The sequence below is a fragment of the Neoaquamicrobium sediminum genome, assembly GCF_013240295.1.
In the GTDB taxonomy this organism is placed as follows: domain Bacteria; phylum Pseudomonadota; class Alphaproteobacteria; order Rhizobiales; family Rhizobiaceae; genus Aerobium; species Aerobium sediminum.
In genome coordinates, this window is sequence record NZ_JABETK010000002.1 from 755,898 (window position 1) to 782,340 (window position 26,443).

A 26,443-nucleotide genomic window follows, 5' to 3' on the forward strand; every position below is an offset into this window, starting at 1 on the left:
GAGCGTGCGATGACGGTCAGGTTGATACTGGAGGAAAAAGGTCGCGACGTTGTTACACTGGAGCCCGGCGCGACGCTGGCGCAGGCCGCCCAGCTTCTGGGCGCACGGCGCATTGGCGCGGTGGTGGTAACGGCGGGCGACCGCAAGATCCGCGGTATCCTCTCGGAGCGCGACATCGTGAGGGCCGTGGGCGAACTTGGCACGGAGGCGCTGTCGTTGACCGTCGACAAGGCCATGACGGCAAAGGTCAGCACCTGCCGGGAAGCCAATACCGTCAACGAAGTGATGGAAATCATGACGCGCGGACGTTTCCGCCACCTGCCGGTCGAAAAGGACGGGCAACTGGACGGCATCATCTCCATCGGTGACGTGGTGAAGTTGCGCATCGAGGAAGTCGAGCGCGAGGCCGAGCAGATCAGGGAATATATTGCGACCGCATAAAGTTGACGCCCGCCGGGGCCGGTTGGTCCCGACGGGTTTGCGGACGGATCAGCGGTTGTCCTGCCTGGCGCGTACCAGTTCGAGACCGCGCCGCGTGATGCGGTAAGGCCCTCCGCCTTTCGAGGCCACGGCGTTGCGCCGCTTCAGCCTGCGGAAAAGGTCGACATCGAAACCGGCAAAACGCCAGTTGTCGCGCGTGTGGCAATGAGCTGCCGCGATACGGCCCTGCTCGTCTTTCTCGAGTTCGATCCATCCGCCCTGCGCCAACAGGTGGAGGATGCGCTGTTCAGCGCGTGTGATGTTCATTGGAAAAAGTCCCGAAAACCCGGCCAAAAGGCCGAACGACAATCACGCCGCCGCGTAAGCGGGGCGTCGTTACTCGGTTTTCATGCCCTGACGATTTTGGACGTCAGGGCTTCAGCGGGACTCAAAGCTGGTGGACATAAAACACCCTGTAATGCACGCGCTACATAGGCGAGATCGTCCGCGTCGTCCAGATGCGGGTGGTGACCATAGGCTTGCAACAGCCTGACAAGGGCGAATCGCTTGCATGGACGCGCGCTTTGATCTAGCGAAAGCCGCATGCAGAAAGGCGCGAAAGCGCGACAACGCCACAGCGAACCGGACTTCCATGACGATCATCGATACCCGCACACCCGACCCCAAGCGCCTGATCGCTGGTGCGACCGGCGACTGGGAGGTCATCATCGGCCTGGAGGTGCACGCACAGGTGACCTCCGAGGCAAAGCTGTTCTCTGGCGCTTCGACCGCCTTCGGCGCGGAGCCGAACGCCAATGTCAGCCTCGTCGACGCGGCGATGCCCGGCATGCTGCCGGTTATCAACGAGGAATGCGTGCGCCAGGCGATCCGCACCGGGCTGGGCCTCAAGGCGCAGATCAACCTGAAATCGGTATTCGATCGCAAGAACTACTTCTATCCCGACCTGCCGCAGGGCTACCAGATTTCGCAGTTCAAGCAGCCGATCGTCGGTGAAGGCACCGTGACGATCTCTGTCGGGCCCGACAAGAAGGGCAACTTCGAGGACATCGAGGTCGGCATCGAGCGGCTGCATCTCGAGCAGGACGCGGGCAAGTCGATGCACGACCAGCACCCGACGATGTCTTTCGTCGACCTGAACCGATCCGGCGTCGCGCTGATGGAGATCGTTTCCAAACCGGACATGCGCTCGTCGGACGAGGCGAAGGCGTATCTGACCAAGCTGCGCACCATCGTGCGCTATCTCGGCACCTGCGACGGCAACATGGACGAGGGCTCGATGCGCGCCGACGTGAACGTGTCGGTGCGCCGGCCGGGCGGAGACTTCGGCACGCGTTGCGAGATCAAGAACGTCAACTCGATCCGATTCGTCGGACAGGCGATCGAGTACGAGGCCCGCCGTCAGATCGGCATTCTGGAGGACGGCGGCTCGATCGACCAGGAAACGCGGCTGTTCGACCCGAACAAGGGGGAGACCCGGTCGATGCGTTCCAAGGAAGAAGCGCACGACTACCGCTATTTCCCGGATCCCGACCTGCTGCCGCTCGAATTCGACCAGGCCTATGTCGATGCGCTGGCCGAGCATCTGCCTGAACTGCCGGACGACAAGAAGGCGCGGCTCGTCGAGAGCCTGGGCCTGTCGGCCTACGACGCATCGATTCTGGTCTCCGAGAAGGCGATCGCCGATTATTACGAGAAGGTCGCAGCCGGCCGCGACGGCAAGGCGGCCGCCAACTGGGTCATCAACGACCTGCTGGGCCAGTTGAACAAATCCGGCAAGGATATTGAAGAGACTCCAGTTTCGCCCGATCAGCTCGGCGCTATCATCGACCTGATCAAGGAAGGCACGATCTCCGGCAAGATCGCCAAGGACCTGTTCGAAATCGTCTGGAACGAGGGCGGCGACCCGCGTGCGTTGGTCGAAGAGCGCGGCATGAAGCAGGTGACTGACACCGGCGCCATCGAAAAGGCCGTCGACGAGGTGATCGCCGCCAACCCGGAAAAGGTCGAGCAGGCCAAGGCCAAGCCGACGCTTGCCGGATGGTTCGTCGGCCAGGTGATGAAGGCCACCGGTGGCAAGGCCAATCCGCAGGCGGTGAACGACCTGGTCAAGGCCCGCCTGGGGATCGAATAGCCATGTTCGTGCGCACGGCCTCGTCGCGAGACATCGAAGCCGTGCGCGCCCTGCTGGTCGAAACCTGGCACGACACCTACGATGCGATCTACGGCCCGGAACGCGTGACTGCGATCACCGACGACTGGCATTCGATCGCCTCGCTCGAGGCGCGGCTGGTCAGGCCGAATTCCGAGTTTCTGGTTGCCGACGACGGCGAGCGCATCGGCGGCATGGCCTTCGCCTCGGCCGCCGACGACGGTAAGACCGTGATGCTGCATCAGCTTTACGTTCAGCCGGACTTTCAGGGCAGGGGCATTGGCGGCCTCTTGCTGGACGAGATCGAAAGCTGCTTTCCCGACGCCGACAAATTGCGGCTGGAAGTCGAGGAGGCCAATGCCAAGGCCGTCGCCTTCTATCTGGCGCAGGGCTTCGCCAAGGTCGGCATGACGGCCAACTGCGGCAGCAGCGGTTCCGACATCCCCGCAGCCATCTACGAGCGTCCCATCGTCTGGGCCGACTGAAACCCCGGCTGTTGCATTGTGCGCCACGCCGCGAGCGGCTATTGCGGGCCGACTTCAATTGAACCGGACCTGCCATGACCACCGGACTGCCCTTCGACGACTATCGCCAGCTTCTGAAGACCTTGCCAGGGCCTGATATGGCCGCGCGCGACCGTGCGGAGGCGCGCAACGAGATGCTGTCGAGACAGGGCCCTTCGCTAGGTCGGCTGGGCGAGATCTCCGAATGGCTGGCAGCCTGGACAGGGCGTGACCCGCAGGTGCTGCGCCCGCTGGTAGCCCTGTTTGCCGGCACACACGGCATGACCCGGCATGGCATCTCCCGCCGCGCGGCCGACGAAACGCAAGCCATGATCGAGCACGCGGCGGCGGGCGGCGCAGCCGTCAACCAGCTTTGCGCTGCAAACGATCTTGGCCTGAAGATTTTCGACCTGGCGCTGCATATGCCGGTGGGCGACATCACCGTCGAGCCGGCGCTGGACGAGCGCGGCTGTGCGGCCACCATGGCCTTCGGCATGGAAGCCGTGGCGGGCGGCATCGACCTGCTTTGCGTTTGCGGCGTGGGTGCAGGCGGCACAACCTCGGCGGCTGCCCTGATGGCGGCCTTGTTCGGCGGTGACGCGGCCGACTGGGTCGGGCCGGGCGCTGGTGCCGACGATGAGATGATTACGCGGAAGGTGGAGGTGGTGGACAAGGCAATCGCCCACCACGGAACGAACCTGAAAGACCCGCTCGAAGCGCTACGCAGGCTGGGTGGCCGGGAATTCGCGGCCATCGCGGGCACGATCCTCGCGGCCCGCGTCGAGAAGGTCCCGGTAATCCTGGATGGCTACGCGGCGCTGGCCGCTGCTGCCGTTCTGAAGGCGGCAGAACCGGGCGCGATCGACCATTGCCTGCTGGCGCATTGCTCGACCGAGCCGGGAATGGCCCGTGCGGCACGGCTGATGGGGCTCGAGCCACTTCTCGACCTATCGCTTGGCGATGGGGAGGGGATCGGTGCCGCACTTGCGGCGGGCGTCGTCAAGAACGCCGCCCTGGTGCATTCCGGCATGGTTGTCCGGACTTAGCGCCGCCTGCCGCCCGCCGCGGCAACCTTTTCGGTCGGCAGCGCCGGCAGTTCTTCCATGATGCGATAGGGCGGCAGGATCGCGATGGCTTCCGTGCCCTCGCGCAGCTTGGAATGAAGCTGGAACTCGCCGCCATGCAGCGCGATCAGCCCCTGGACGATCGGCAGGCCGAGCCCGGTGCCTTGTTCGGCGCTCTTGATGGCGATCGAGCCCTGGCCGAACGCCGACAGGACGATCGGCAACTCGTCGTCGGGAATGCCGGGGCCGTTATCCTTCACCGAGATGTACTGGCCACCACCGGCCGTCCAGCCGACGCGCACACGCACTTCGCTGCCGCTGGGCGCGAACTTGACCGCGTTCGACAGCAGGTTCAGCGTCACCTGTCGCAGTGAACGCTCGTCGGCGAAGATGCGCGGCAGGTTCGGCTCGAACTGCTGCACGACGCGGATATCCTTGTTGCGCGCCTTCAGCTCCATCAGGTGGCAGCATTCCTCCACGACGGCTTCAAGCGACATCGGCTCTTCGCTGAGCTGGTAGCGGCCGGCTTCGATGCGAGAGAGATCGAGGATTTCGTTGATGAGATGCAGGAGATGCCGGCCGGAGCCGTTAATGTCTTTCGCATAGTCCCGATAGGTTTCGTTATGAAGCGGCCCCAGAACCTCGTTCGCCATCACCTCGGAGAAGCCGAGGATTGCGTTGAGCGGCGTGCGCAGTTCGTGGCTCATGGTGGCCAGAAAGCGCGATTTGGCGAGGTTTGCTTCTTCGGCACGTCTGCGTGCCTCGTCAGACATCGCCTTTGCCGTCTCCAACTCGGCGATCAGGCCATCCTTTTCGGCGCGGAACGACAGCAGCATCACGCTGGCCGAATGCAGGTGGCCGGCAACATAACTGAAGAACGGCAGCAATATGACGAGCAGGCCTGCCATGATCGCTTCCACAGGCTGCCAGCCGCTCGACATGGCGACCGAGGCGGCAAAGATGCCGACCGGGAGCGCGAATGTGGTGGCCAGCGCACCACTGAGAGCCGACGAGATGATCGCGGTTGCCGCCATGACCAGAAGCAGGACGACAGCCTTGAGCACGGGAAACTGATCGATCTGACATTCATTGCAGGCAAGCCAGGCGAAATAGCTCCAGCCGATGCCGCTGACGAAATGGCCGAAAAGGAAGGCGCGCCGAACCTGTTTGGCGTTGATTTCTGTTGTTTCGGTGCGGTCCACGCGTCGGGCGATCAGCGCGAGCCCGCCGTAGCAGGCGATGGTGACCAGCGCCCATGCAACGATGGTGAAGCCGACGCCCACAAACAGCCCCGCCGCCGTGACCGCCATGACGGTGAGGGGGATGGCGAGCGCCGTGTTGATCGTCGCGCGGGCGTGCAGTTTCAGCAGTTCGCGATCGTAGACCGGATTGCCGGCCTGCTGGGCGAGCCTGTCGCGCGTGCGACGCACGGCGCGCGCCACGTCGCTGTTGCGGTGCGCCTTGGTGCGGTCCACAATGTTCTTGTCGGTTGCGGTAGAGCGTTGTAACGCCATGGAAGATTACGATTTTCGCGCGATACTTTCGTTGCGGCACGCTAACGCGGAATGATTAAGAGACCCTTCCGTAGATGGCCTTGAAGAGCCGCAACCGCTACGCGCGCCGGCGCAAACCAAGGTCGTTCGTCCGGCTGTTTCTGGACCTGGCGCTGGCTATCGCGATACTTGCCGCGCTGGCCTTCGTTGCCGGACACGAGCGTTTCGGAACGGCCGAGACCAGATCCGGCATGCCGCAGGTGGTGGACGGCGATTCCCTGACGCTCGGCGGCGCGCGGCTGCGACTGATCGGCATCGATGCGCCGGAACTCGGCCAGACCTGCGTTGGTCCGCGCGGCGACTATCCCTGTGGGCGCCAAGCGCGCAACGCGCTGGCAGAACTGATCGGCGGACGGCCGGTGACGTGCGAGGCCCGGCGGCGCGACCGCTACGACCGGCTGCTCGCAAGTTGCAAGGCCGGCGGTGTCGACTTGAACCGCGCGATGGTGGATCGCGGCTGGGCTATCGCCTATGGCGACCATGACGATGCCGAACGGTCGGCACGAGACGCCGGCCGTGGCCTATGGGCCGGTTCTTTCGAGCGCCCGCAGGACTGGCGCCGCATTCACGGCGGCATGGCGGAGGTATCCCATGGCGGGCTTGCGGCAATCGGAGATTGGTTGCGATCCCTTTTTCAGGGCAAGATGAGTGGACAGGAAACGGACGGAGGAGAGACCGGATGAAGCTTTACGATGGCGGGCGTGCGCCCAATCCGCGCCGGGTGCGCATCTTTCTGGCGGAAAAGGGCATCGAAGTGCCGCTTGTGCCGGTCGACATGGGTGCGATGGGCCACCGCTCGCCCGAAGTCGCCAGCCGCAATCCGCTGCGGCGGCTGCCTGTGTTGGAGCTCGATGACGGCACGATCATCACCGAGTCGGTCGCGATCTGCCGCTATTTCGAGGAAACGCACCCCGAGCCGCCGCTGTTTGGCACGGGGGCGGTCGGCAAGGCGAAGGTCGAGATGTGGCAGCGCCGGATGGAGCTGAATTTCCTCAGTGCCGTTGCCAGCGCCTTCCGTCATCTGCATCCCGCCATGAAGGAATGGGAGATACCGCAGATTGCCGAATGGGGTGAAGCAAACAAACCCAAGGTACTGGATTTCCTCGCTTTCTTTGATAGTGAGCTCGCCAATCGCGAGTTCATCGCCGGCGACGCGTTTTCCATCGCTGACATCACGGGAATGATCGGCATCGACTTCATGAAGCCTGCTCGTATCGCCGTGCCGGACGAGTGCTCGAATGTGCGGCGCTGGTATGCGGCGGTCGCCTCGCGGCCGAGTGCTGCGGCCTGATGGACGAAGAACTGGCAGAACTGGTCGAGCGCATACGCGCCTGCCGGTTGTGCCGGGACGCGCCGGCCAACCCGGCGCGTCCTTTGCCGCATGAGCCGCGCCCGGTGGTCACAGCGTCGTCCATGGCGCGTATTCTGATTGCCGGGCAGGCGCCCGGCACGAGGGTTCACGCCACCGGCCAGCCGTTCAACGACCGCTCCGGCGATCGCCTGCGCGACTGGCTGGGTGTCACGCGTGAAGAGTTCTATAACCCGGAGAACTTTGCCATCGCGCCGATGGGGTTCTGCTTTCCGGGGCAGGACGCCAAGGGAAGCGACCTGCCGCCGCGCCGCGAATGCGCGCCGGCATGGCGGGCCGATTTGATTGCCGCGATGCCGCAGGTGGAACTGGTGTTGGCCATCGGGCTCTATGCGCAGGGCTGGCATCTCGGCGATGCGCGGCGAGCTTCGCTCACCGAGACGGTGGCCGACTGGCGCGCGATCTTAATGCGCAACGAAATCCCGCGCGTGCTGCCGCTGCCGCACCCTTCATGGCGCAACACGGCTTGGCTGAAAAAGAACCCCTGGTTCGAGGCCGATTTGCTGCCGGTGCTCCGCCGCGAAATCGCAATGCGTCTCGATCGACACTCGTAGATATTTCGCTTGCGACAGCGTCCGCCTATGAGAAGAAATTTCTTGTCGAGGCATGGCTTTGCTCTCATCATGGCATGAAATTCTACTGGAGTTGTCACGATGGACCGCCTCGACAAAAAAATCCTCCGCCTGCTGCAGGAGGACTCGACCCTGGCCGTCGCCGACGTGGCGAAGAAGGTGGGCCTTTCGACCACGCCGTGCTGGCGACGCATCCAGAAGCTGGAAGAAGAGGGCGTGATCCAGCGGCGCGTGGCGGTCCTCGACCCGGTGAAGGTGAACACCCGCGTCAACGTGTTCGTTTCGATCCGTACCAACGCACACAGCATGGAATGGCTGAAGCGTTTCGCCGAGGTGATCCAGGAGTTCCCTGAGGTCGTCGAATTCTATCGGATGAGCGGCGAGGTCGACTATCTGCTGCGCGTGGTGGTGCCTGACATCGCGGCCTATGACGCCTTCTACAAGCGGCTGATCGCCAAGATCGAGATACGCGACGTCTCGTCCGCGTTTGCCATGGAGCAGATCAAGAACACGACCCAGCTCCCGCTCGACTATCTGGTGCTCGACAAAGAAAGCGGTGACCGCGCCGCCTGAGCTTCTGCTTTCATCCGGCACACGGCCTAGACGTGGGCCAGCCACACCGGGCTGTTGGATCAGGCAAGCCGTATCGTCTGAACAGCGTTGCATGTGCGGTCCGTTTGGCGACTATCGGCCGAGGGAGAATCTTCGAAAGACTTTCTCTCGGAACGAAACAGACCGCCGGGCAGGTGCATGCATATCAAACGCAAGCCGATGATCGCCGTGATCATGGACGAAAACACCAGTGCGGGCGGAACCGCCTACGAGACGTCGAAAGCCTATTTCTCCGCGGTGGGCCGCGCTGGCGGCGCGCCTTTCGGCATTCCCTACCTGCCTGAGATCGTCGACCAGACGGTTGAGCAGTTCGACGGGTTTCTCAGCGTCGGCGGGCGCATCGAATTTCCCGAACCCTGGTACGTCGACGGCGACCGGTCGCAATATCCGGCCTCCGACCGCCTGCGGGTCGAAATGGCGCTGATGGAAGGATTTCTCGCGCGCAACAAGCCGGTGCTGGGTGTCTGCAACGGCATGCAGATGCTCGCATGCCTGAACGGGTGCCGGATGGTCTCGGACGTGCATGCCTCATGGCCGGATGCGCTGAACCATGACCAGAAGGACCTGCGTCACGAGGTGCTCATTGAGCCCGGCACGAAGATGGCAGAGGTCTTCGCCAAGGAGATGTTCAGCGCGAACACCTTCCACAGGGAGGCGATCGTCGAGGCGTCCGCGGACGTGGTCGTCACCGCCCGCGGACCGGACGGCGTGATCGAAGGCATCGAAGTGCCGTCACAAACCTTCGCCATGGGCGTACAGTGGCATCCCGAAAAGCTGGCCGGCGAAGATCATCCGGGTCTGCGCATATTCGATGCGTTTGTGGAGGCTGCGCGGGATCGGTCGTAGCGGCTTCGAGAGCCGTCAGCCCCTTGCCGTGGCCGCATCCGTTTCGAGCTCCGAGAGCACGACGTGGAGCAGGGCGCGTACCTCGTCCTCGGCCGCCGCCTGTTGCACGCCGTTCGCGATGAGCCGCTGCAGGAGACTCTTCGCAGTCTCACGCCAGAACAGCGTGGCCTCTTCGCCCTGCTTGGATACCAGTACGCGAGCGATGCCGCTCACTAGCTTTCTTTGACGATGAAGCGGGAAAGCCCGCACCTCAGCATTGCCCACGCCCGTATCCCCTCCTGAGTTTCGCCGTCAGGCTAGCGGGCAAATGGTTAACAGGAGACTTTTGGCTGGGGTGACAGCGCGATTTCTGGCCGGTCAGGCTTTGCGCGGCTTGGGGGACCTTGTTGGCGATGCGTTCTAGACGCTGCCTGCTCTTTTCCGAGGTGAGGTCGCGCACGGCATCCTTGCCGATCCAGCGACGGGTCTTGTCTTCCGACGCCGCGAGTTCGCGCGCGAGATCCAGGGCGGCGGCGTTGAGGCTTGCGGATCGCTTGCCGATCGAGCGCAAGGCCCAGCTCACGGCTTTCCTGACGAAATTGCGCTCGTCGTCTGCGTGCCGGCGGATGGTTTCGAGGAAGTGCAGGAAGGTTTCCTCCGGCTCCTTCTTCCGATGAACCACCGACCAAGCCATCATCGCAAAGGCCGTGCGGCGGACGAACTCGCGCTCGTCCTCGGCGAAGTCGTCGATGAGGGCCAGCCAGTGGTCGGTGTCGACGAAGAGGTCGGAGACCCCGTCGACGATGTCCCATGAATCGAATTCTGCCGCCCATCGGCGCGCGTCATCCGCCGTGAAGCGCTTGGGGTCGGCAGTCAGCGAGGCGATGAACTGCGCTTCCGTGATACCGGAATCCCAGAGCGCGAAGGCGCGTTCGTGGTCGCGACCGATCGCCTTGGCGATGCGCCGCTGATCGCCGTGGGAGATGCCCAGCGCGCGCTCGATCCGTATCCCATAGCGCAACATACCTTGGCGGTTTTCCTCGGAGCCGAGCGATTTCAGATGCTCGATGACTTCCTCTGCAGTGGAATTGCGCGACAGGGCATTCATTGCCGAAGCCTACTTCTCCAGCCGCGCCAGCAGCGAGGACGTGTCCCAGCGCTTGCCGCCCATCTGCTGGACGTCCTTGTAGAACTGGTCCACCAATGCGATGACGGGCAGCTTCGCGCCGTTGCGGTCGGCCTCGGCGAGGCAGATGCCGAGATCCTTGCGCATCCAGTCGACCGCGAAGCCGAAATCGTACTTGCCGGCATTCATCGTCTTGTGGCGGTTCTCCATCTGCCAGGAGCCCGCCGCGCCCTTGGAGATGACGTCGATGACCTTCTCGATGTCGAGCCCGGCTTGTTTGCCGAAGTGGATGCCCTCGGACAGCCCCTGTACGAGGCCGGCAATGCAGATCTGGTTGATCATCTTGGTGAGCTGGCCGGCACCGGCCGGGCCCATCAACCCGACCATGCGGGCATAGGCATCGATCACAGGCTTCGCCTTGTCGAAAGTCGCTTCGTCGCCGCCGCACATCACCGTCAGCACGCCGTTTTCCGCGCCCGCCTGACCGCCCGAGACCGGTGCATCGATGAAGCCGAGGCCGCGCTCCTTGGCGGCCTCGTCGAGCTCGCGGGCGACTTCCGCCGAAGCCGTCGTGTTGTCGATGAAAATCGCGCCTTTTTTCATCGCCCCGAAAGCGCCGTCGGAACCCAGTGTGACAGAACGCAGGTCGTCGTCATTGCCGACGCAGGCGAAGACGAAATCCTTGTCGGCTGCGGCGGTTGCCGGCGTCAGCGCCATTTCGCCGCCGTGCTCGTCCACCCACTTCTCGGCCTTGGCCTTGGTCCGGTTGTAAACGGTGACGTCGTGACCGCCCTTGTTCTTGAGGTGCGCGGCCATCGGATAACCCATCACGCCCAATCCCAGAAATGCTACCTTGGCCATGCCGGCTCCCTTTCGTGCGGTGTGGTGCTGAAAAGCCGCGTCAGCGCTTGAGATGTCTGGTGATGCGGCGCTCGATCCAGTCGATAATGTTACGCAGCGTCTCCACGATCGCAAGGTAGATGACGGCTGCCCAGATATAGGTCTGGAAATCGAAGGTACGCGAATAGGCGCGTCGCGTCTCGCCCATGAGGTCGTAGACGGTGATGATCGCGACGATAGCCGAGCCCTTGATCATCAGGATGATCTCGTTGCCGTAGGGCCTGAGCGCCACGATAAGCGCCTGCGGCAGGATGATCTTCTGCAGCGTCTGGAACCGGTGCAGGCCGAGCGACGCCGCGCCCTCCCATTGTCCGCGCGGCACGCTCTGCACCGCGCCGCGCAGAATTTCGGCCTGATAGGCGGCGGTGTTGAGCGTGAAGGCGAGAACGGCGCAATACCAGGCCTCGCGGAAGAAGGTCCACAAGCCGAGCGCCTCGAGCTGCGGCCGGAACGAGCCGAGCCCGTAATAGATGAGGAAGGTCTGCGCCAGCAGCGGCGTGCCGCGGAAGAAATAGACATAGGCATAGGCAGGCCATGCCAGGAACTTGTTGCGCGAGGTGCGCGCATAGGCGATCGGCGCCGAAAGTAGCGCGCCGAGCAGGATCGAGATCAGCACGAGCTGGATGGTGACGATCAGGCCGGAAACGTAGTTGGGTGCGTAGCGGGCGAAAAGTTCGCTATCCCACGCGCCTGCGAGGAAGGTCGCGAGTCCGAGCGCGGCGAGCACCCAGAAGCCCATGAAAACGTGTCCGGCGATGCGCTGCCCGGTCCATTGCCGCGCGGGTGCCGGCGGGCGCTCCATCGTTTCGATGATGCGGCTTGCGGTGCTGCTCATCGCGCCGGCTCCGTGCGGCCCGCCCAGCGCTCGATGAAACCGAAGGCGATGGACGAGATGATTGCAAGGACCAGATACAGAAGGCACGCCACGCCGAAGAACAGGAATGCCTCCTTGGTGACGCGCGCTGCGATGCCGGACTGGCGGATGATGTCCGACAGGCCGATCACGGATACGAGCGCCGTATCCTTGAGCAGGATCAGCCACAGATTCGACAGGCCGGGCAGGGCGATGCGCACGAGCTGCGGCAGCACGACCAGCCGCATCGTCTGCCAGGTGGAGAGCCCGATCGCGTAGCCGCCTTCATACTGGCCGCGCGGAATGGCGCGGAAGGCGGACAGGAAAACTTCGCTGGCATAGGAGGAAAAGACGACGCCGAGCGCCACCATGCCGGCGACAAACGCGTTGATCTCGATGGTGGCACCGGGATTGAAAAGCGCAACGAGACGCTGCACCCCAAGCTGGACGCCGTAAAAGACTAGGAACAGCGTCAGCAGCTCCGGAAGGCCTCGGAAGATCGTCGTGTAGATGTTGGCCGCAAGGCGCAGCGAGCGCTCTTGCGACTGCTTCGCCAGCGCAATCAGGAAGCCGACCGCAAGTCCGAGCGGCAGCGTGGCCAGCGCCAGCGACACGGTCACGAGCACCCCGGAAGCGATCTCGTCGCCCCAGCCTTCCGCTCCGAAACCGAGCAGTTTGAGCGTTGTCTCCATGCGGCCGCGTTCTTCGAGCTTGCGTTTGGCGCTTTGCGCGAAGGCGGCGGACTGTCGCCCGCCGCCTTCGGCCGATCAGGTCAGCAAGCTTGGCGCTTAGCTGCCATATGCGTCGAAGGAGAAGTACTTGTCGTTGATTTCCTTGTACTTTCCGTTGGCGCGAATGGCGTCGATCGCCGCGTTGAAACGCTCCCGCAGCTCGTCCTCGCCCTGGCGGATGGCGATGCCCGCGCCGGGGCCGTGGATTTCTTCAACCGGCGTGATCGTGCCCACGATCTTGCAGCAGGCGCCGTCCTCGGTCGCAAGCCATTCCTCGAGCACGGTGACGTCGTCATTGGCTGCGTCGATGCGCCCGTTGATGAGGTCGAGCTTGTATTCGTCGGCGGTCGGATAGAGCTTCACGTCGCTGTCGGTATAGGTCGCTTCCGAATAGTTGGAGTGCGTGGTCGAGCCCTGGACGCCGATGGTCTTGCCCGCGAGATCCTCGGCCGAGACGCCGGCGATGTCGGTGTCCTTGGGCGCCACGATGGCCGGCGGCGTGTTGTAGTATTTGTTGGTGAAGTCGACCTGCTTCTTCCGCTCGTCGGTGATCGACATGGAAGCGATGATGGCGTCAAAACGATTGGCCTGCAGCGCGGGAATGATGCCGTCCCAGTCCTGGGTGACGAATTCACACTCGACCTTCATCTCTTCGCAAAGGGCGTTGGCGATATCGATGTCGAAGCCAACGAGCTGGCCGTCCGCGGTGAGGTTGTTGAAGGGCGGATAGGCGCCTTCGGTGCCGATCCGGAGCTTCTCCTGCGCCTGCGCTGCGCCGATGGTGAGGGCAAGGGCCGCGGCCGACAGGGCCAGCGAAACTCGTGAAGAAATACGCATAATGTTCCTCTCTGCTTATGGATACGCCGCGTTCTTTCGATCGCGGCGATCGTCTCAAGTGCGGCTTGCCGCGCACTTTGAAGGCGATATTCCCATTGTTTTCAGCAGGATTGCAATCGCGAAATGCTTCCGCAGCGGTAGCTTCGTGATCACCGAAGGTCGGTGACCGCCTCGACGAAATCGGCGATGGCCGGAACCGCGTCGAGCTCGAAGACGGGAACGGCGGCATCGGCAATGGCGTGATCGGCCGCAATGGCAATCACGTTGCTGGATGCTGGCAAGGGTGTCTGGTCTTTGGCCTCGATGCGCCGCGTCTCGATCTTCGGGTGCGGACTGCCTTTGTAGCCCTCGACGATCACGAGGTCGCATGGGGAGAGCCGGGCAAGCATGGCTTCGAGGTCAGGTTCGGGCTCCTCGCGCAGTTCATGCATCAGCGCCCAGCGCAAGGGGGTCACCAGCATCACCTCGGAAGCTCCGGCGCTGCGGTGGCGGAAACTGTCGGTTCCCTCACGGTCGATGTCCGCCTCGTGATGCGCGCGCTTGACGGTCGAGACGGACCAGCCGCGCGCCGAAAGCTCAGCGACGAGGCGCTCGGTCAGCGTCGTCTTGCCGGAATTCTTCCACCCGGCAATGCCGATCACCCGTTGCGCCAAGCTGCCATCCTCCGCGTCAGATTTCGCCCGCCTTGCGCGCGACATGCATGACATAGAGCGCGGCGAGTACCGCCGCCACGGATGAGCCGAGCATGACGAAGAGCAGTGGCCATGGGCCGGTTTGCGGCCCAAGCAGTGCGCCCGCCACCATCGCCAGCACTGCGCCCCCTCCAATCTGCATCGAGCCGCCGAGACCCGAAGCGCTGCCGGCGAGATGCGGCCGCACGCTGACGATGCCGGCATTGGCGTTGGGAAGCGTCATGCCGTTGCCCAGCCCGACGAGCACGGTGGGACCGAAAAGCGACAGCGCGTGGTAGTAGCCGGCCCCGAACAAGGTCAGCGCACCGATCAACCCGATCACGGCCGCAGTGCAGCCCATGAGCATCATCGTGTTGATACCGATGCGGCGGGAAAACCTGCCGGATAGAAAGTTCCCGGCCATATAGCCGACCGAAATGAGGGCGAAGTAGTACCCGTATTGGGATGGCCTCAGCCCGAGCATCTCGGTCGAGACATAGGGGCCGCCGCCGAGGAAGGCGAAGAAGGTGCCCGAGGTGAAGGCGGCAGTGAGCGTGTATCCCCAGAAACGGCGTGCACGCATCAATTCCGGATAGCCCTTCACCTGGGCCATCATGCTGGTCGATCTGCTGTGGTTCGTCTCACCGAGGTCGAAGAAGACGACCGCGAAGGCCAGCACGCCAAAGCCGAGCGTCAGCAGGAAAGACGCCTGCCAGCCATACATCTCGTCGAGAATTCCACCTATCGCCGGGCCGACCATAGGCACCACCGACATGCCCATGGTGATGTAGCCGATCTTGCTGGCGGCCTCGTCGGTGCTGACGGTGTCGCGCACGATCGCCCGCGACAGCACCATGCCGGCGGCTGAGAACGCCTGAAGCAATCGCGCAGCAAGCAGCAGCTCGATGGTGGGCGCGCAGATCGTGGCGACTGAACCGACAAGGAATATCGCGAAACAGGTGAGCATCACCGGACGCCGCCCGAACCGGTCGGAGGCAGGGCCGATGAAGAGCTGGAGCACGGCCGTGGCAGCCAGATAGAGCGACACCGCAAGCTGAACGAGCGCGTAGTCCGCATTGAAATGGCGCGCTATGCCGGGCAGCGACGGCAGGAACACGTTCATCGCAAGCGCCCCGGTCGCGGTGGCGATGACCAGCGTCAGGATATGCGGCGGCGTGTTTCTGTTCAAAAGCGGGCCTGTCATGCGTGCAACCTTAAAGCCCGTCGGGGGCCATGTTGGGCCCGGTGCTTTCGCGGCGGGCTTTTCTCGGCCCACCCTGCGTTCGCGATAGAGCGTGTAGAGGCCGGAGCCGACGACGATCGACGCGCCGAGGATCATGACGCCGTCGGGTATGTCGCCAAAGATCAGATAGCCGAGCAGGATCGCCCAGATCAGCGCCGTATAGCGGAACGGCGCAACGAAGGAAATGTCGCCAAGGCGCATCGCCATGATGATGAACTGGTAGCCGACCAGAACCAGAACGGCAGCCGCCGCCAGCAGGCCAACCTCGCCGGTGGTCATCGGCGTCCATCCCCCGAAGATCGGGATCAGAAAGGCGCCGACGATGGTGATCGCTGCGGAGGTAAGCGTCGAAACCAGCAGGGACGGAACTTCATCAGGTATCTGCTTGGTAGCAAGGTCGCGGACCGCGCAGAACAGGACGCAGACGAGGGCCACCAGAGAATAGGCGTTGAAGCCTTCCAGTCCGGGTCGGACGATGATCATCACGCCCGTGAAGCCGGCGGCGATCGCCAGCCAGCGCCGCCAGCCAACCGTCTCGCCGAAGAAGAGCGCAGCCCCCATGGTGACGGCAAGCGGCAGCGCCTGCAGCACGGCGGAAATGTTGGCGAGTGGCATCCTCGTCAGCGCGATCAGGAAGAGGACGGTCGCGACGAGTTCGCCGGTCACGCGCAACGCCACCATGGGATGGGCCGCCTGGCGCGGGTTGCGCAAAGCACCCTGGCTCCAGGCGAGCGCGCCGATCATCAGCGTCGCGAACAGGCCGCGCACCAGCATCACCTGGCCCTGGTTCATGCTGCCGACCAGCGTCTTGGTGATCGCGTCGTTGATGGTGAAGCCCGCCATCGAAATAACGATGAAAAGCGAGGCGCGCAGGTTCGGGGAGAGTGACAAGGGCGGGTCCGGCGATTCTGTATTGGCACAGACCTATGGCCCGGGGCGGGCCAAGGCAACGGACAGCACCGTCGAATGATGAGGCCATAAGGGCCGGAGTTGAGCCGCTAACCGCCGGTGACGCTCATGTGGCGGGCGACGGCGGGCCTGCTGGTGCGCCGGTCGATGACGAAGTCGTGGCCTTTCGGCTTTCGCCCTATCGCCTCGTCGATGGCGTTGGAAAGCAGCTCGTTGCCTTCCGATGCACGCAGCGGCGCACGCAGGTCGGCATCGTCGTTCTGGCCGAGGCACATATAGAGCATGCCGGTGCAGGTGAGCCGGACACGGTTGCAGCTTTCGCAGAAATTATGCGTGAGCGGCGTGATGAAGCCCATCCGTCCGCCCGTTTCCGCGACCTCGACGTAGCGGGCCGGACCGCCTGTCTTGTAGGGAATGTCGGTCAGCGTGAACCGGCGCTCCAGATCGGCACGCAACTGCGAGAGCGGCAGGTACTGGTCGGTGCGGTCAGCATCGATCTCGCCCATCGGCATCGTCTCGATCACGGTCAGGTCCATGCCGCGGCCATGCGCCCAGCGCAGCATCTCGGGCAGTTCCGAGTCGTTGAAGCCTTTCAGCGCAACGGCGTTGATCTTGATCTTGAGGCCGGCCGCTCCCGCCGCCTCGATGCCCGCCATGACCTTGGAGAGATCGCCCCAGCGGGTGATGGTGCGGAATTTTTCGGGATCGAGCGTATCGAGAGAGACGTTGATGCGCTTCACACCGCAATCGGCGAGCTCCCGTGCGAAGCGCGCGAGCTGCGAGCCGTTGGTTGTCAGCGTCAGCTCTTCCAGCGCGCCGCTCTCAAGGTGCCGCGAGAGCTGGCGCACGAGGTGCATGATGTTCTTGCGCACCAGCGGCTCGCCGCCGGTCAACCGCAGCTTCTTCACGCCCTTCTCGATGAAGACGGTGCAGAGCCGGTCGAGTTCTTCCAGGCTGAGCAGGTCCTTCTTCGGCAGGAAAGCCATGTCCTCCGCCATGCAATAGGTGCAGCGGAAGTCGCAACGATCGGTGACCGAGACGCGCAGATAGGAAATCGAGCGTCCGAACGGATCGATCATGCTGCTGCCTGCAAAGCTCATGGGCCTGCGTTTCCTCTGGCGCGATTTTCGCGCCTGTCGCGTTGGTTGCGCTTGCGTTTCTACCTGCGAATGTCGGGCAATCGTCTTGGAAATTCAAGGGCCAGGGCCGCAATGCGTATGGCCAGCAACGATCGGCGGAGCTAGTGTCGCCGCCGAAACCAACCCGGACCAATGCGAATGACCGCCCCCACAGAACTGCGCGTGTCCAAGGACAGGCGCCTGATGACCGTTACCTTTCCGGGCCACGCGCCTTTTGCCTTTCCGGCCGAGCTGCTGCGAGTGCTGTCGCCCTCGGCGGAGGTGCAGGGTCATTCGCCCGATCAGCGGGTGACCGTGCCCGGCAAGAAGGACGTTGCGATCGTCAAGGTCGAGCCCGTCGGCAATTATGCCGTGCGCATCATCTTCGACGACATGCACGACACCGGCATCTTCACCTGGGATTATTTCCACACGCTCGGTCATGAAAAAGAATCACGCTGGCAGTCCTATCTGGACGAACTGGCCGCCAAAGGGCTTTCGAGGGAGCGCTGACATGACCGAAATCACCAGCGTCGAGCAACTCGAGGCGATCTATGGGACGCCGGGCGAGGCGTCGCTGGTCAAGGAACTGGACCGGTTGATCCCGGAATATATCGCCTTCGTCGAGGCGTCGCCCTTCGTGGCGCTGGCCACCAACGGGCCGGAGGGGCTGGATTGTTCGCCGCGCGGCGACCTGCGCGGCTTCGTGCGGGTGGCAGACGAGCGCACGCTGCTGATGCCCGACAGACGCGGCAACAACAGGGTTGATTCGCTGAAGAACATCGTGCGCGACGGCCGGGTCGGCCTGCTGTTTCTGGTGCCGGGTTCGGGCACGACGCTGAGGGTGAACGGCAAGGCTACGCTGTCGATCGATCCGGAGCTCTGCGCGTCTTTCGCCGTCGACGGCCAAGCACCGCGCTCGGTGATCGTCATCACCATACAGGCGGTCTATTTCCAGTGCGCACGGGCGATCGTGCGTTCCGAACTCTGGAACCCGGACCGCCACGTCGATCCGAAAAGCCTGCCGACGCCGGGCAAAATCCTCGCGGCGACCAGCCAGGCCCGCATCGACGGCGAGGCCTACGACGCGGAATGGCCGGAGCGCGCCCGAAAAACGATGTGGTGACGCGCGGCTTTAATCGTCGCCGCTGAGCATTTCCTCGATGCGTCGCATCTGCTCGCCCATCGCATCGCACTGGGCAGGCGTCGATTGCGCCATGACGCGGTCGATGAGCGCGGTGTAGACCTTCAGCGCTTCCATCAGCCTTGCTTCGCCGTCTTCGGTCAGGAACAGACGCATGACGCGCTTGTCCTTCTTGTCGCCCTCGCGCCGGATCAGCCCCTGCTTTTCAAGCTGCGGCAGAAGCATGGTGATGTTCGAGCGGCCGATCAGCAGCTTTCGCGCCACGTCGTGCTGGGACATGCCCGGATGGCGGTAGATGTTCATCAGCACATCGAGCTGGCCGAGCTTGAGGTCAAAGGGTGCCAGCGCGTGCGTCAGTTCGCGCACGACCGCCTTTTCGGCGCGCACCATCGCGATCCAGTTGCGGAATCGCGGATTGTCCCAGGGGAGGGCTTGTTTATTGTTCATGATTGAACTATTCTGTTCATGCTTGAACTATCTAGCGAGTCACATCCATGGCAACCGTTGGTTTCCTGCTTTTCCGTAGCGCATTCGCGCTCGCTGAACAAATCGCGCCGCGCCTGACCGGGCGCGCTGCCTTCGAGCTTTTCTGCCGCACGCCGCATCCACAGCATGTTTCGCCGCGCGAGGCCGCCGTTCTGGGCGATGCCGCGCCCTTCATGGCCGAGGCCCGGCACCACTGGCTCGCAACGCCGGACGGCTGTGTCGTCGCCCACGATTTCCGCAGCGACGTGGGGCATGGCGCGCCGGTGGTGCTCGTCATTCATGGCTGGCGCTCGCGGACCGAGCATATGCGTACCATCATCACGACCTTGCGTGGCGAGGGCTTCCGGGTGATCGCGATCGACCTGCCCGGGCATGGCGCATCCCCGGGACGGCGGCTCAATCTGGCGATAGCCGTTGCTGCCGTGCGCGCCGCCGCCGACTGGTTCGGCCCGTTTGCCGCGATCGTGGGGCATTCGTTCGGCGGAGCGGTTGCGGTCAACGCGGTGGCCGGATCGATCCGCGGGATCGCGCCGGTGCGCACGAAGCGGCTGATTCTCGTCTCCGCGCCGAGTTCGATGCCGGCCATCTTCGAGGATTTCCGGCGCTTCCTCGGGCTCGGTACACGCACCCAGGTCGCGCTGTCGCAGGAGGTGGAGCGCGTCGCCGGCCGCCCGCTGGAGGATTTCGTCGGAGCGGATCAGCTTCGCGTGATGGATACGCCGACGCTGGCAATTCACGCGCCGGACGACAAGGAAGTGCCGTTCGAGGAGGCCCGCCGCTTCGAGGCCGCCGGCGCGCGGCTGATGCGCGCGCCGGGCAGGGGACATCGACGCATCCTCGCCGACGACGAGGTGTCGGCTGCGATTGCCGGTTTCGCGCTTTTTGGCGAGGAACCGGTGGCCTGAGTCCTTGGCTCGCCGGCTTTGCCGCTCAGCCCAGATTGAGTTCCTTGAAGAAGTCGTTGCCCTTGTCGTCGATGACTATGAAGGCCGGAAAATCCTCGACCTCGATCGCCAGATCGCCTCCATGCCGAGTTCGGGATATTCGACCACCTCGACCTTTTTGATGCAGTCCTGGGCAAGCCGGGCGGCGGGCCCGCCGATCGAGCCGAGATAGAAGCCGCCATGGCGCCCGCACGCCTCGCGCACCTGCCGCGAGCGGTTGCCCTTGGCGAGCATCACCATCGAACCGCCGAACGACTGGAACTGGTCGACGTAGGAATCCATGCGGCCGGCCGTCGTCGGCCCGAACGAGCCCGACGCGTAGCCTGCCGGCGTCTTGGCCGGACCGGCATAATAGATCGGGTGGTTCTTGAAATAGTCTGGCATCGGCTCGCCGTTTTCGAGCCGCTCGCGGATCTTGGCGTGCGCGATGTCGCGCGCGACGATGATCGGGCCGGAGAGCGAAAGCCGCGTCTTTACGGGATGTTGCGACAGCTCCTTGAGAATCGCGTCCATCGGCTGATTCAGGTCGATGCGCACCACATGCGAGGTCAGATTCTCCTCGTCGATGTCGGGCATGTAGCGGGCAGGGTTGGTCTCAAGCTCCTCGATGAAGATGCCGTCCTTCGTGATCTTGCCCTTGGCCTGCCGGTCGGCCGAGCATGAGACGCCGAGGCCGATCGGCAGCGATGCGCCGTGGCGCGGGAGGCGAATCACCCGCACGTCGTGGCAGAAATACTTGCCGCCGAACTGCGCGCCCACGCCCATCTGCTGCGTGAGCTTGTGGACTTCCGCTTCCATTTCCAGGTCGCGGAAGGCGTGGCCGTCTTCGCCGCCACTGGTCGGCAGGCTGTCGAGATAGCGGGTCGAGGCGAGCTTGACCGTCTTGAGGTTCATCTCGGCCGAGGTGCCGCCAATGACGATGGCGAGATGGTAGGGCGGGCAGGCGGCGGTGCCCAGCGTCAGGATCTTTTCCTTCAGGAACGCGATCAGCCGATCATGCGTCAGCAGAGACGGCGTGCCTTGGTAGAGGAAGGTTTTGTTGGCCGAGCCGCCGCCCTTGGGACGAACAGGAATTTGTAGGCGTCCTCGCCTTCCTCGTAGATGTCGATCTGCGCCGGCAAATTGTTGCGGGTGTTCTTCTCCTCGAACATCGACAGCGGTGCGAGCTGCGAATAGCGCAGGTTCTTGCGTTCGTAGGCGTCGAGCACGCCCTGTCCCAGCGCTGCGTCGTCGCCGCCCTCGGTCCAGACGCGGCGGCCCTTCTTGCCCATGATGATCGCGGTGCCGGTGTCCTGGCACATCGGCAGCACGCCGCCGGCTGCGATATTGGCGTTTTTCAGAAGGTCGTAGGCAACGAAGCGGTCGTTGTCGGTGGCCTCCGGATCTTCGAGGATCGAGGCAAGCTGCTTGAGATGGCCCGGCCGCAGAAGATGATTGATGTCGGAGAACGCGGTTTCGGAAAGGAGCCGCAGGCCTTCCGCCTCCACGGTCAGGATTTCCTGCCCCTTGAACGTGTCGACCGACACGAAGTCCGAGGTGAGCTTGCGGTAAGGTGTCTCGTCGGCACCGAGGGGAAAGAGACTGGCTGTTGCCTGGTCGGCCATGGCTGTACGTTCCGTTGCTGGCGTAGATGCTGGCGGGTCTTGCGCGGTCTCTTTAGCGGCGTGTTGCCGGGATGCCAATCGCGGGGCTGTGGCACGCAAGCCGCAACCACCGGTGCTCGCGCATCCGTGATGCCCGTTTTCGCTTAACGCGATGCCGCCGCGCCCGTATAGTCGCGCGACATTTCAATGACGACGCCGGATCAGGCACAAAGGGGGATCGACATGAGATTGACGCGCAGCCGCGCCCTGGCGGTTTCGACGACGGCCATCGCGGCGATGCTGGTCGCCGGTGCTCCGTCCGCATCCGCGCAGAACCTCTTCGAGCGGCTGTTCGGCAATCGCGAGCGCCGCGTCGAGCGCGAGGCGCCACCGCCAGTGGTTCAACAGGCGCCGGCACGTCCTGCGCCGCCGCGCGTCACCGGGCCACAATATTACACTTACAAGACCGACGCTCTCGTGCGTGTCGATTTCGCGGCGATCAAGCCTGTACGGGCAGACGAGGAGGCCGCGCTCGAACCTACTGGTATCGACAACGAATCGGTCGGCTCCACGGTCGTTGCAATGGAAGCCGCGCCCTCGGACGGTTCAGAGGCGATTGGGGCAGAGGTCGACACCGCCCTCGATGCTGTGGAAAGCGTATTGGAAGCCGATCCGGCGGCTGGCGAGAGCTCTACGACCGCGACGGAAACGACGGATGTCGCGGAAAGCCCGTCTGCTGCATTGCCACGCGTCGAGGATGCCCAACTGATCGGGGAGGCTGCAAAGCAGGCCGTTTCCGTGCCCAGGGTCGAGGACGCGCAGTTGATCGGCGAGGGCACTGCCACCGCAGAGATGCCGAAGGTCGAAGATGCGCCGGCGATGGAGCAGGTATCCGCACTGCCAGCGCCCCAGCCGCTGACCAATGCCGAGATCGCATCGCTGCAGCAGGTCGAACTTCTGGCGGAAAGGAAGCAGCCGACGCGATCGTCGCCCATTACACGGCCGTGCCTGAATTCATCTGGGTGAGCGACGGGCGGCCGAACGAGCGTGCCCGCAGCGCCTTGCGCACGCTTGGCGACGCGGCCAGCCATGGGCTGGAGCCGCAGGATTACGCCGTCACCGTGCCAGGCACGGACGCGGACGATGCAGCACTGGCGGCGTTTGAGATGGAGCTGTCGGCACGGATGCTGCGCTATATCCGCGACGCGCGCTCGGGGCGTATCGATCCCAACCGCATCTCCGGCTATCACGACTTCGCGCCCAGGGAACTCGACGCGGTCGCGGCCCTTCAGCTTGCGCGTACCGCCGACGATGTCGCGGCATATCTTGAAGCCCAGCATCCGCAGAACGCGCGCTACAAAGCGCTGCGGGTCGAACTGGAGATGCTGCGCGCGGCGGACGAAAACGAGATCGTGATCGCACCGAACACTGTTATCCGGCCGGGCGAGACCAATCCGGAGTTCCCGAAAATCCTGAGCCTTATCGGCCAGCGTGCCGACGAGGCATTCCGTGCGGAGCACGGCGACGTGCTGACACGGCACCTCGGCAGCGAAGCCTATGCACAGGAGCTGGCTCCGGTCATCAAGGCCGCCCAGAAACTGGCCGGTGTGGGCGCCGACGGCGTGATCGGCCCGCGCACCATCCGCGCGCTGGCGGGCGAGACCCGGGCCGGCCGCATCGAAAAGGCCGAGGTGGCGCTGGAACAGGCACGCTGGCTGCCTTCGCAACTGCCCGACCGGCACGTCTTCATCAATACGCCAGCCTTCAAGGCGACCTATGTCGAGGACGGCAAGGAAAAGCTGTCGATGCGCACGGTCGTGGGCTCGACGCGCACGCAGACCTATTTCTTCCAGGACAAGATCCAGTATGTCGAGTTCCACCCCTATTGGGGCGTGCCGCGCTCGATCCTGGTCAACAAGTACCTGCCCAAGCTCTATTCCGACCCGTCTTACCTCGACCGCAACGGCTTCGAGGTGGTCGACCGGCGCGGGCGGACGGTGCCGTCCTCCTCGGTGAGCTGGTCGCAATACGGCGCCAACGTGCCATTCGACGTGCGCCAGCGTCCCGGGCGCGGCAACGCGCTGGGCGAACTGAAGATCATGTTCCCCAACAAACACGCGATCTACATGCATGACACGCCGGAAAAGCAGCTCTTCGACCGCGACAACCGCGCTGTCTCGAACGGCTGCATCCGTCTTGCCGACCCGCGCGGCATGGCCGCAGCCGTACTCGGCTGGGAGCGTAGCCGCGTCGACGCGCGCCTCGAGCAGCCGCATTCGCGCCAGAACCTCGATGTCGAGGTGCCTGTCTATGTCGGCTACTTCACGGCGTGGCCGGACGAGGCCGGCAAGGTCCATTATTACGACGACGTCTACGGCCGCGACGAAAGGACGAAAGCGGCGATCGACAAGGTGGAGGCCCTGCGCGCGCCCGGCGCGTGAGGGTAATCTTCAGTCTCCGGGGAGTGAGATGAGTATCACCATCCGACTTGGCGGATGGTGGGCGCGACAGGGATTGAACCTGTGACCCCACCCGTGTGAAGGGTGTGCTCTCCCGCTGAGCTACGCGCCCGAACAGGGCGTGATCGCCCCGAAGGAGCCGCGATATAAGGGGCGGGGCAGGGGGAAGTCAAGAACCGATCAGTTGGCTACCGCGCGCAGCAAATCGTCGGTCATGGCGACCGTCAATTCGTCGAAATGCGAGATGATGCGCGAGGGTTCGAACTCGCGGACATGGCGGTCCGTATAGCCGAAATCGACGGCGACGACCGGGATGCCAGCGGCCTTGGCCGTGTCGATGTCCGTGCGGGAATCGCCGATCATGATGGCGCGCTCCGGATCGCATCCCGCGAGCGCGATGGTTTCGAGCAGATGGCGCGGGTCAGGCTTGCGGAACGCGAATGTGTCCTGCCCGCAGATCGCCGAAAAATGCGACGACAGGCCCAGCGCATCGATCAGGCTCTTCGAAAGGCCCTCGAACTTGTTGGTGCAGACGGCAGCCGCATATCCGGCTTCCGCGAAGCGCTCGACCGCCGCAACCGCGCCGGGATAGGGTTGGGACAGCCCCGGGATGTTGCCGCCATAATGGTCCAGGAACGCGGCCTGAAGCTTGTCGAGCGTTGTTGGCGACAGCGATTTCTGCTGAGCGGCGAAGGCGCGCTCGATCATCACACGCCCACCCATGCCGACGAAGCTGCGCAATTGCGCCGGCTCGGCATGGGCGAGACCGGCAATTCCGAGGCAGTGGTTGAGGCTGGCGAGCAGGTCGGACGCGGTGTCGACCAGCGTTCCGTCGAGGTCGAAGACGACAATCGGTCGTTTCATGGGCGGGAAATCCTCAATATCCACGGGTGAGACCGCGATAGCGTGCCTTGCCGGGCCGGGCAAGTCTTGCGCCGTCCGGCAAAACTGCTAGGGCACCTTCCAACGAGACCGTAGGAGCAGTGGGATGGACGCCAGACAACTGAAGATCGAAGCGGCGCGCGAGGCGCTGACCCATGTTGCCGACGGCATGAAGCTGGGCATCGGCACCGGCTCTACGGCGGAGGAGTTCGTCCGGCTGCTCGCCGTAAAAGTGGGTGAGGGGATGACTGTGATCGGCGTCCCGACCTCAGAACGTACGGCGCGGCTTTGCAGTGAACTGGGCGTGCCGCTGTCGACGCTGGACGAGACGCCGCGCCTCGACCTGACCATAGACGGCGCCGACGAAATCGATCCCGCCTTGACGCTGGTCAAAGGCGGCGGCGGCGCGCTGCTGCGCGAGAAGATCGTCGCGGCCGCCTCGGCGCGCATGATCGTCATCGCCGACGCTTCGAAACTGGTCGACACGCTGGGCCGCTTTCCGTTGCCGATCGAGGTCAACCCGTTCGGCCTGCGCGCGACCGAGATCGCGATCGGCGAGGCGGCCGCCCGTCTCGGGCTCGACGGCCCGCTGACATTGAGGATGACGAACGGCGAGCCTTTTGTTACAGACGGCGGGCATTTCATCATCGACGCATCTTTTGGCCGCATTCCCGATACAAGAGCCCTTAGCGATGCACTTCATGCCATACCCGGCGTGGTCGAGCATGGTCTCTTTCTGGAACTGGCCGATGCGGCGATCGTCGCGGACGCGGACGGCGTGAGAACGGTGCGGGCCGCTGCTTAAACAGGAGTTTGCAACATCATGATTCTGGCCAATAAATCCCGTCACATTGCAGCCGTCGTTGGAGCGTTCGCAATGCTTGCGGTGGCGCAGCCGGCTATCGCGCAGGAAATCTCCGACTCGCACCTAGCCGCCGCGCGCGCTGCCATTGGGGCAATGCGTACGACGAACGAGTACGACGCGATCCTGCCGCAAACGGCGCTTGGCGTGAAGAACGAGCTGATCCAGCAGAACCCCAACCTCGAATCCGACATCAACGCGGTTGTCGACGAGACCGCGATTTCCCTCGCCGCACGCCGCGGAGACCTGGAGCGTGAGGTTGCTTTGATCTACGCCCGCATTTTCTCCGAAGCGGAGTTGAAGGATATTTCCGCGTTCTACGCCACGACCACCGGCCAGAAGGTTATGGACAACGCGCCTATCGTGATACGCGAAATTCGCCAGGCAGCCGAAATATGGGGGCGTGGCATCGCGCGCGACATGACGCAGCAGGTTGGCCAGAAGCTTGAGGAGCGGGTAGGGGTCGCACGGGTCACTGACGGAACTGCGCCCGACCAAGGTGCCGCGCAGGGCACGGCCAACCAGTAGTCTCCACGACGGTATTCGGAAAAAGCCCGGCCTTTGCGCCGGGCTTTTCTTTGGCGGCTCAGCGCTTACGTGAAGCCCA

General features: G+C 63.9%; 28 protein-coding genes, 1 tRNA gene and 3 pseudogenes. 16 read left to right on the forward strand and 16 right to left on the reverse strand.

Annotated features, from left to right (window positions below; genetic code table 11):
- Nucleotides 1-9: 9 nt before the first annotated feature.
- Complete coding sequence (locus tag HK436_RS15540) at nt 10-441, forward strand: CBS domain-containing protein (protein ID WP_173191200.1); 432 nt, start codon at nt 10-12, stop codon at nt 439-441.
- 48 nt (nt 442-489) lie between these two features.
- On the opposite strand, the gene HK436_RS15545 is transcribed toward HK436_RS15540, so the two are convergent.
- Nucleotides 490-747 (reverse strand): YjhX family toxin, encoded by a 258-nt coding sequence (locus HK436_RS15545; RefSeq protein WP_173191202.1) that lies wholly within the window; start codon nt 745-747, stop codon nt 490-492.
- Between the two features lie 325 nt (nt 748-1,072).
- Here HK436_RS15545 and gatB point away from each other — a divergent pair, with 325 nt between their 5' ends.
- The 3 genes from gatB (at nt 1,073) to HK436_RS15560 (ending at nt 4,139) form a co-directional block, all read left to right on the forward strand.
- Nucleotides 1,073-2,572: an Asp-tRNA(Asn)/Glu-tRNA(Gln) amidotransferase subunit GatB gene (gene gatB, locus HK436_RS15550; protein WP_173191204.1), complete on the forward strand. Its 1,500-nt coding sequence runs from the start codon at nt 1,073-1,075 to the stop codon at nt 2,570-2,572.
- 2 nt (nt 2,573-2,574) lie between these two features.
- Complete coding sequence (locus HK436_RS15555) at nt 2,575-3,075, forward strand: GNAT family N-acetyltransferase (RefSeq protein ID WP_173191206.1); 501 nt, start codon at nt 2,575-2,577, stop codon at nt 3,073-3,075.
- Nucleotides 3,076-3,149: 74 nt separating this feature from the next.
- Nucleotides 3,150-4,139: a nicotinate-nucleotide--dimethylbenzimidazole phosphoribosyltransferase gene (locus HK436_RS15560; protein ID WP_173191208.1), complete on the forward strand. Its 990-nt coding sequence runs from the start codon at nt 3,150-3,152 to the stop codon at nt 4,137-4,139.
- Here HK436_RS15560 and HK436_RS15565 read toward each other — a convergent pair.
- The gene (locus HK436_RS15565; protein WP_173191210.1) at nt 4,136-5,671 is read right to left on the reverse strand and encodes a sensor histidine kinase; all 1,536 of its coding nucleotides are present in this window, start codon (nt 5,669-5,671) and stop codon (nt 4,136-4,138) included. The genes HK436_RS15560 and HK436_RS15565 overlap by 4 nt on opposite strands.
- A gap of 74 nt (nt 5,672-5,745) precedes the next feature.
- Here HK436_RS15565 and HK436_RS15570 point away from each other — a divergent pair, with 74 nt between their 5' ends.
- The 5 genes from HK436_RS15570 to HK436_RS15590 all read left to right on the forward strand — a co-directional run bounded on the left by HK436_RS15570 (nt 5,746) and on the right by HK436_RS15590 (nt 9,109).
- On the forward strand, nt 5,746-6,393 hold the full coding sequence (locus HK436_RS15570) for a thermonuclease family protein (protein ID WP_173191212.1): 648 nt from the start codon (nt 5,746-5,748) through the stop codon (nt 6,391-6,393).
- Nucleotides 6,390-7,001: a glutathione S-transferase gene (locus HK436_RS15575; protein WP_173191214.1), complete on the forward strand. Its 612-nt coding sequence runs from the start codon at nt 6,390-6,392 to the stop codon at nt 6,999-7,001. The genes HK436_RS15570 and HK436_RS15575 overlap by 4 nt, the downstream gene beginning before the upstream one ends.
- Nucleotides 7,001-7,633: a uracil-DNA glycosylase family protein gene (locus HK436_RS15580; protein ID WP_173191216.1), complete on the forward strand. Its 633-nt coding sequence runs from the start codon at nt 7,001-7,003 to the stop codon at nt 7,631-7,633. The genes HK436_RS15575 and HK436_RS15580 overlap by 1 nt, the downstream gene beginning before the upstream one ends.
- Nucleotides 7,634-7,732: 99 nt before the next feature.
- Entirely contained in the window at nt 7,733-8,224 is a 492-nt protein-coding gene (locus HK436_RS15585) for an Lrp/AsnC family transcriptional regulator (protein WP_173191218.1), read from the forward strand.
- Nucleotides 8,225-8,401: 177 nt separating this feature from the next.
- Complete coding sequence (locus tag HK436_RS15590) at nt 8,402-9,109, forward strand: gamma-glutamyl-gamma-aminobutyrate hydrolase family protein (protein ID WP_173191220.1); 708 nt, start codon at nt 8,402-8,404, stop codon at nt 9,107-9,109.
- Between the two features lie 15 nt (nt 9,110-9,124).
- Here HK436_RS15590 and HK436_RS15595 read toward each other — a convergent pair whose 3' ends face one another.
- From HK436_RS15595 to moaA, 10 genes and pseudogenes are all read right to left on the reverse strand, one after another.
- Complete coding sequence (locus HK436_RS15595) at nt 9,125-9,373, reverse strand: DUF6074 family protein (protein ID WP_194248633.1); 249 nt, start codon at nt 9,371-9,373, stop codon at nt 9,125-9,127.
- Nucleotides 9,374-9,509: 136 nt separating this feature from the next.
- Nucleotides 9,510-10,196: pseudogene (locus HK436_RS15600) on the reverse strand (DNA alkylation repair protein); the annotation flags it as partial.
- A gap of 9 nt (nt 10,197-10,205) precedes the next feature.
- Nucleotides 10,206-11,075: an NAD(P)-dependent oxidoreductase gene (locus tag HK436_RS15605; RefSeq protein WP_173191224.1), complete on the reverse strand. Its 870-nt coding sequence runs from the start codon at nt 11,073-11,075 to the stop codon at nt 10,206-10,208.
- A 40-nt stretch (nt 11,076-11,115) separates the two neighbouring features.
- Nucleotides 11,116-11,949, reverse strand: coding sequence for an ABC transporter permease (locus HK436_RS15610; protein ID WP_173191226.1), 834 nt, complete (start codon nt 11,947-11,949; stop codon nt 11,116-11,118).
- Nucleotides 11,946-12,659 carry an ABC transporter permease gene (locus tag HK436_RS15615; RefSeq protein WP_173191228.1) on the reverse strand — a complete coding sequence of 238 codons (714 nt, stop codon included), beginning with the start codon at nt 12,657-12,659 and terminating at the stop codon, nt 11,946-11,948. Before HK436_RS15615 ends, HK436_RS15610 begins: the two co-directional genes overlap by 4 nt.
- 96 nt (nt 12,660-12,755) lie before the next feature.
- Nucleotides 12,756-13,535: an ABC transporter substrate-binding protein gene (locus tag HK436_RS15620; RefSeq protein ID WP_173191230.1), complete on the reverse strand. Its 780-nt coding sequence runs from the start codon at nt 13,533-13,535 to the stop codon at nt 12,756-12,758.
- A 149-nt stretch (nt 13,536-13,684) separates the two neighbouring features.
- Nucleotides 13,685-14,188, reverse strand: coding sequence for a molybdopterin-guanine dinucleotide biosynthesis protein B (mobB, locus tag HK436_RS15625; RefSeq protein ID WP_244648990.1), 504 nt, complete (start codon nt 14,186-14,188; stop codon nt 13,685-13,687).
- 16 nt (nt 14,189-14,204) lie between these two features.
- Nucleotides 14,205-15,410, reverse strand: a complete 1,206-nt coding sequence (locus HK436_RS15630) for a multidrug effflux MFS transporter (protein ID WP_173193519.1) — start codon at nt 15,408-15,410, stop codon at nt 14,205-14,207.
- 162 nt (nt 15,411-15,572) lie between these two features.
- Nucleotides 15,573-16,292, reverse strand: a pseudogene (locus HK436_RS34020) (DMT family transporter); the annotation flags it as partial.
- Between the two features lie 155 nt (nt 16,293-16,447).
- On the reverse strand, nt 16,448-17,458 hold the full coding sequence (gene moaA, locus HK436_RS15640) for a GTP 3',8-cyclase MoaA (protein ID WP_173191234.1): 1,011 nt from the start codon (nt 17,456-17,458) through the stop codon (nt 16,448-16,450).
- A 177-nt stretch (nt 17,459-17,635) separates the two neighbouring features.
- Here moaA and HK436_RS15645 point away from each other — a divergent pair, with 177 nt between their 5' ends.
- Complete coding sequence (locus HK436_RS15645) at nt 17,636-17,989, forward strand: gamma-butyrobetaine hydroxylase family protein (RefSeq protein ID WP_173191236.1); 354 nt, start codon at nt 17,636-17,638, stop codon at nt 17,987-17,989.
- A 1-nt stretch (nt 17,990) separates the two neighbouring features.
- Nucleotides 17,991-18,602, forward strand: a complete 612-nt coding sequence (locus HK436_RS15650; protein ID WP_173191237.1) for a pyridoxamine 5'-phosphate oxidase family protein — start codon at nt 17,991-17,993, stop codon at nt 18,600-18,602.
- Between the two features lie 9 nt (nt 18,603-18,611).
- Here the strand turns inward: HK436_RS15650 and HK436_RS15655 are convergent, their stop codons facing one another.
- Nucleotides 18,612-19,067, reverse strand: a complete 456-nt coding sequence (locus HK436_RS15655; protein WP_173191240.1) for a MarR family winged helix-turn-helix transcriptional regulator — start codon at nt 19,065-19,067, stop codon at nt 18,612-18,614.
- Between the two features lie 47 nt (nt 19,068-19,114).
- Here HK436_RS15655 and HK436_RS15660 point away from each other — a divergent pair, with 47 nt between their 5' ends.
- Complete coding sequence (locus HK436_RS15660; RefSeq protein WP_173191242.1) at nt 19,115-20,011, forward strand: alpha/beta fold hydrolase; 897 nt, start codon at nt 19,115-19,117, stop codon at nt 20,009-20,011.
- Nucleotides 20,012-20,036: 25 nt separating this feature from the next.
- Here HK436_RS15660 and HK436_RS15665 read toward each other — a convergent pair.
- A pseudogene (locus HK436_RS15665) lies at nt 20,037-21,654 on the reverse strand (fumarate hydratase).
- A 222-nt stretch (nt 21,655-21,876) separates the two neighbouring features.
- Between HK436_RS15665 and HK436_RS15670 the strand changes: the two are divergent.
- Both HK436_RS15670 and HK436_RS15675 read left to right on the forward strand, forming a co-directional pair.
- Nucleotides 21,877-22,659 carry a hypothetical protein gene (locus HK436_RS15670; protein WP_173190142.1) on the forward strand — a complete coding sequence of 261 codons (783 nt, stop codon included), beginning with the start codon at nt 21,877-21,879 and terminating at the stop codon, nt 22,657-22,659.
- Complete coding sequence (locus tag HK436_RS15675) at nt 22,638-24,074, forward strand: L,D-transpeptidase family protein (RefSeq protein WP_173191244.1); 1,437 nt, start codon at nt 22,638-22,640, stop codon at nt 24,072-24,074. Before HK436_RS15670 ends, HK436_RS15675 begins: the two co-directional genes overlap by 22 nt.
- Before the next feature lie 55 nt (nt 24,075-24,129).
- Here HK436_RS15675 and HK436_RS15680 read toward each other — a convergent pair.
- Both HK436_RS15680 and HK436_RS15685 read right to left on the reverse strand, forming a co-directional pair.
- A tRNA-Val gene (locus tag HK436_RS15680) sits at nt 24,130-24,204 on the reverse strand.
- A gap of 68 nt (nt 24,205-24,272) precedes the next feature.
- A complete protein-coding gene (locus tag HK436_RS15685; protein ID WP_173191246.1) occupies nt 24,273-24,956 on the reverse strand; it encodes a phosphoglycolate phosphatase in 684 nt (227 codons plus the stop codon).
- 124 nt (nt 24,957-25,080) lie between these two features.
- Between HK436_RS15685 and rpiA the strand changes: the two genes are divergently transcribed.
- Together rpiA and HK436_RS15695 are read left to right on the forward strand one after the other, a co-directional pair.
- A complete protein-coding gene (rpiA, locus tag HK436_RS15690; protein ID WP_173191248.1) occupies nt 25,081-25,779 on the forward strand; it encodes a ribose-5-phosphate isomerase RpiA in 699 nt (232 codons plus the stop codon).
- 18 nt (nt 25,780-25,797) lie between these two features.
- Entirely contained in the window at nt 25,798-26,364 is a 567-nt protein-coding gene (locus HK436_RS15695; RefSeq protein ID WP_173191250.1) for a DUF2059 domain-containing protein, read from the forward strand.
- The last annotated feature ends 79 nt before the right edge of the window (nt 26,365-26,443 follow it).

Bases quoted from the DNA above. Each gene is read 5' to 3' on its own strand.
- HK436_RS15540 (WP_173191200.1), top strand. From the start codon at position 10: ATGACGGTCAGGTTGATACTGGAGGAAAAAGGTCGCGACGTTGTTACA.
- HK436_RS15545 (WP_173191202.1), bottom strand. From the start codon at position 747: ATGAACATCACACGCGCTGAACAGCGCATCCTCCACCTGTTGGCGCAG.
- gatB (WP_173191204.1), top strand. From the start codon at position 1,073: ATGACGATCATCGATACCCGCACACCCGACCCCAAGCGCCTGATCGCT.
- HK436_RS15555 (WP_173191206.1), top strand. From the start codon at position 2,575: ATGTTCGTGCGCACGGCCTCGTCGCGAGACATCGAAGCCGTGCGCGCC.
- HK436_RS15560 (WP_173191208.1), top strand. From the start codon at position 3,150: ATGACCACCGGACTGCCCTTCGACGACTATCGCCAGCTTCTGAAGACC.
- HK436_RS15565 (WP_173191210.1), bottom strand. From the start codon at position 5,671: ATGGCGTTACAACGCTCTACCGCAACCGACAAGAACATTGTGGACCGC.
- HK436_RS15570 (WP_173191212.1), top strand. From the start codon at position 5,746: ATGGCCTTGAAGAGCCGCAACCGCTACGCGCGCCGGCGCAAACCAAGG.
- HK436_RS15575 (WP_173191214.1), top strand. From the start codon at position 6,390: ATGAAGCTTTACGATGGCGGGCGTGCGCCCAATCCGCGCCGGGTGCGC.
- HK436_RS15580 (WP_173191216.1), top strand. From the start codon at position 7,001: ATGGACGAAGAACTGGCAGAACTGGTCGAGCGCATACGCGCCTGCCGG.
- HK436_RS15585 (WP_173191218.1), top strand. From the start codon at position 7,733: ATGGACCGCCTCGACAAAAAAATCCTCCGCCTGCTGCAGGAGGACTCG.
- HK436_RS15590 (WP_173191220.1), top strand. From the start codon at position 8,402: ATGCATATCAAACGCAAGCCGATGATCGCCGTGATCATGGACGAAAAC.
- HK436_RS15605 (WP_173191224.1), bottom strand. From the start codon at position 11,075: ATGGCCAAGGTAGCATTTCTGGGATTGGGCGTGATGGGTTATCCGATG.
- HK436_RS15610 (WP_173191226.1), bottom strand. From the start codon at position 11,949: ATGAGCAGCACCGCAAGCCGCATCATCGAAACGATGGAGCGCCCGCCG.
- HK436_RS15615 (WP_173191228.1), bottom strand. From the start codon at position 12,659: ATGGAGACAACGCTCAAACTGCTCGGTTTCGGAGCGGAAGGCTGGGGC.
- HK436_RS15620 (WP_173191230.1), bottom strand. From the start codon at position 13,535: ATGCGTATTTCTTCACGAGTTTCGCTGGCCCTGTCGGCCGCGGCCCTT.
- HK436_RS15630 (WP_173193519.1), bottom strand. From the start codon at position 15,410: ATGACAGGCCCGCTTTTGAACAGAAACACGCCGCCGCATATCCTGACG.
- moaA (WP_173191234.1), bottom strand. From the start codon at position 17,458: ATGAGCTTTGCAGGCAGCAGCATGATCGATCCGTTCGGACGCTCGATT.
- HK436_RS15645 (WP_173191236.1), top strand. From the start codon at position 17,636: ATGACCGCCCCCACAGAACTGCGCGTGTCCAAGGACAGGCGCCTGATG.
- HK436_RS15650 (WP_173191237.1), top strand. From the start codon at position 17,991: ATGACCGAAATCACCAGCGTCGAGCAACTCGAGGCGATCTATGGGACG.
- HK436_RS15655 (WP_173191240.1), bottom strand. From the start codon at position 19,067: ATGAACAATAAACAAGCCCTCCCCTGGGACAATCCGCGATTCCGCAAC.
- HK436_RS15660 (WP_173191242.1), top strand. From the start codon at position 19,115: ATGGCAACCGTTGGTTTCCTGCTTTTCCGTAGCGCATTCGCGCTCGCT.
- HK436_RS15670 (WP_173190142.1), top strand. From the start codon at position 21,877: ATGAGATTGACGCGCAGCCGCGCCCTGGCGGTTTCGACGACGGCCATC.
- HK436_RS15685 (WP_173191246.1), bottom strand. From the start codon at position 24,956: ATGAAACGACCGATTGTCGTCTTCGACCTCGACGGAACGCTGGTCGAC.
- rpiA (WP_173191248.1), top strand. From the start codon at position 25,081: ATGGACGCCAGACAACTGAAGATCGAAGCGGCGCGCGAGGCGCTGACC.
- HK436_RS15695 (WP_173191250.1), top strand. From the start codon at position 25,798: ATGATTCTGGCCAATAAATCCCGTCACATTGCAGCCGTCGTTGGAGCG.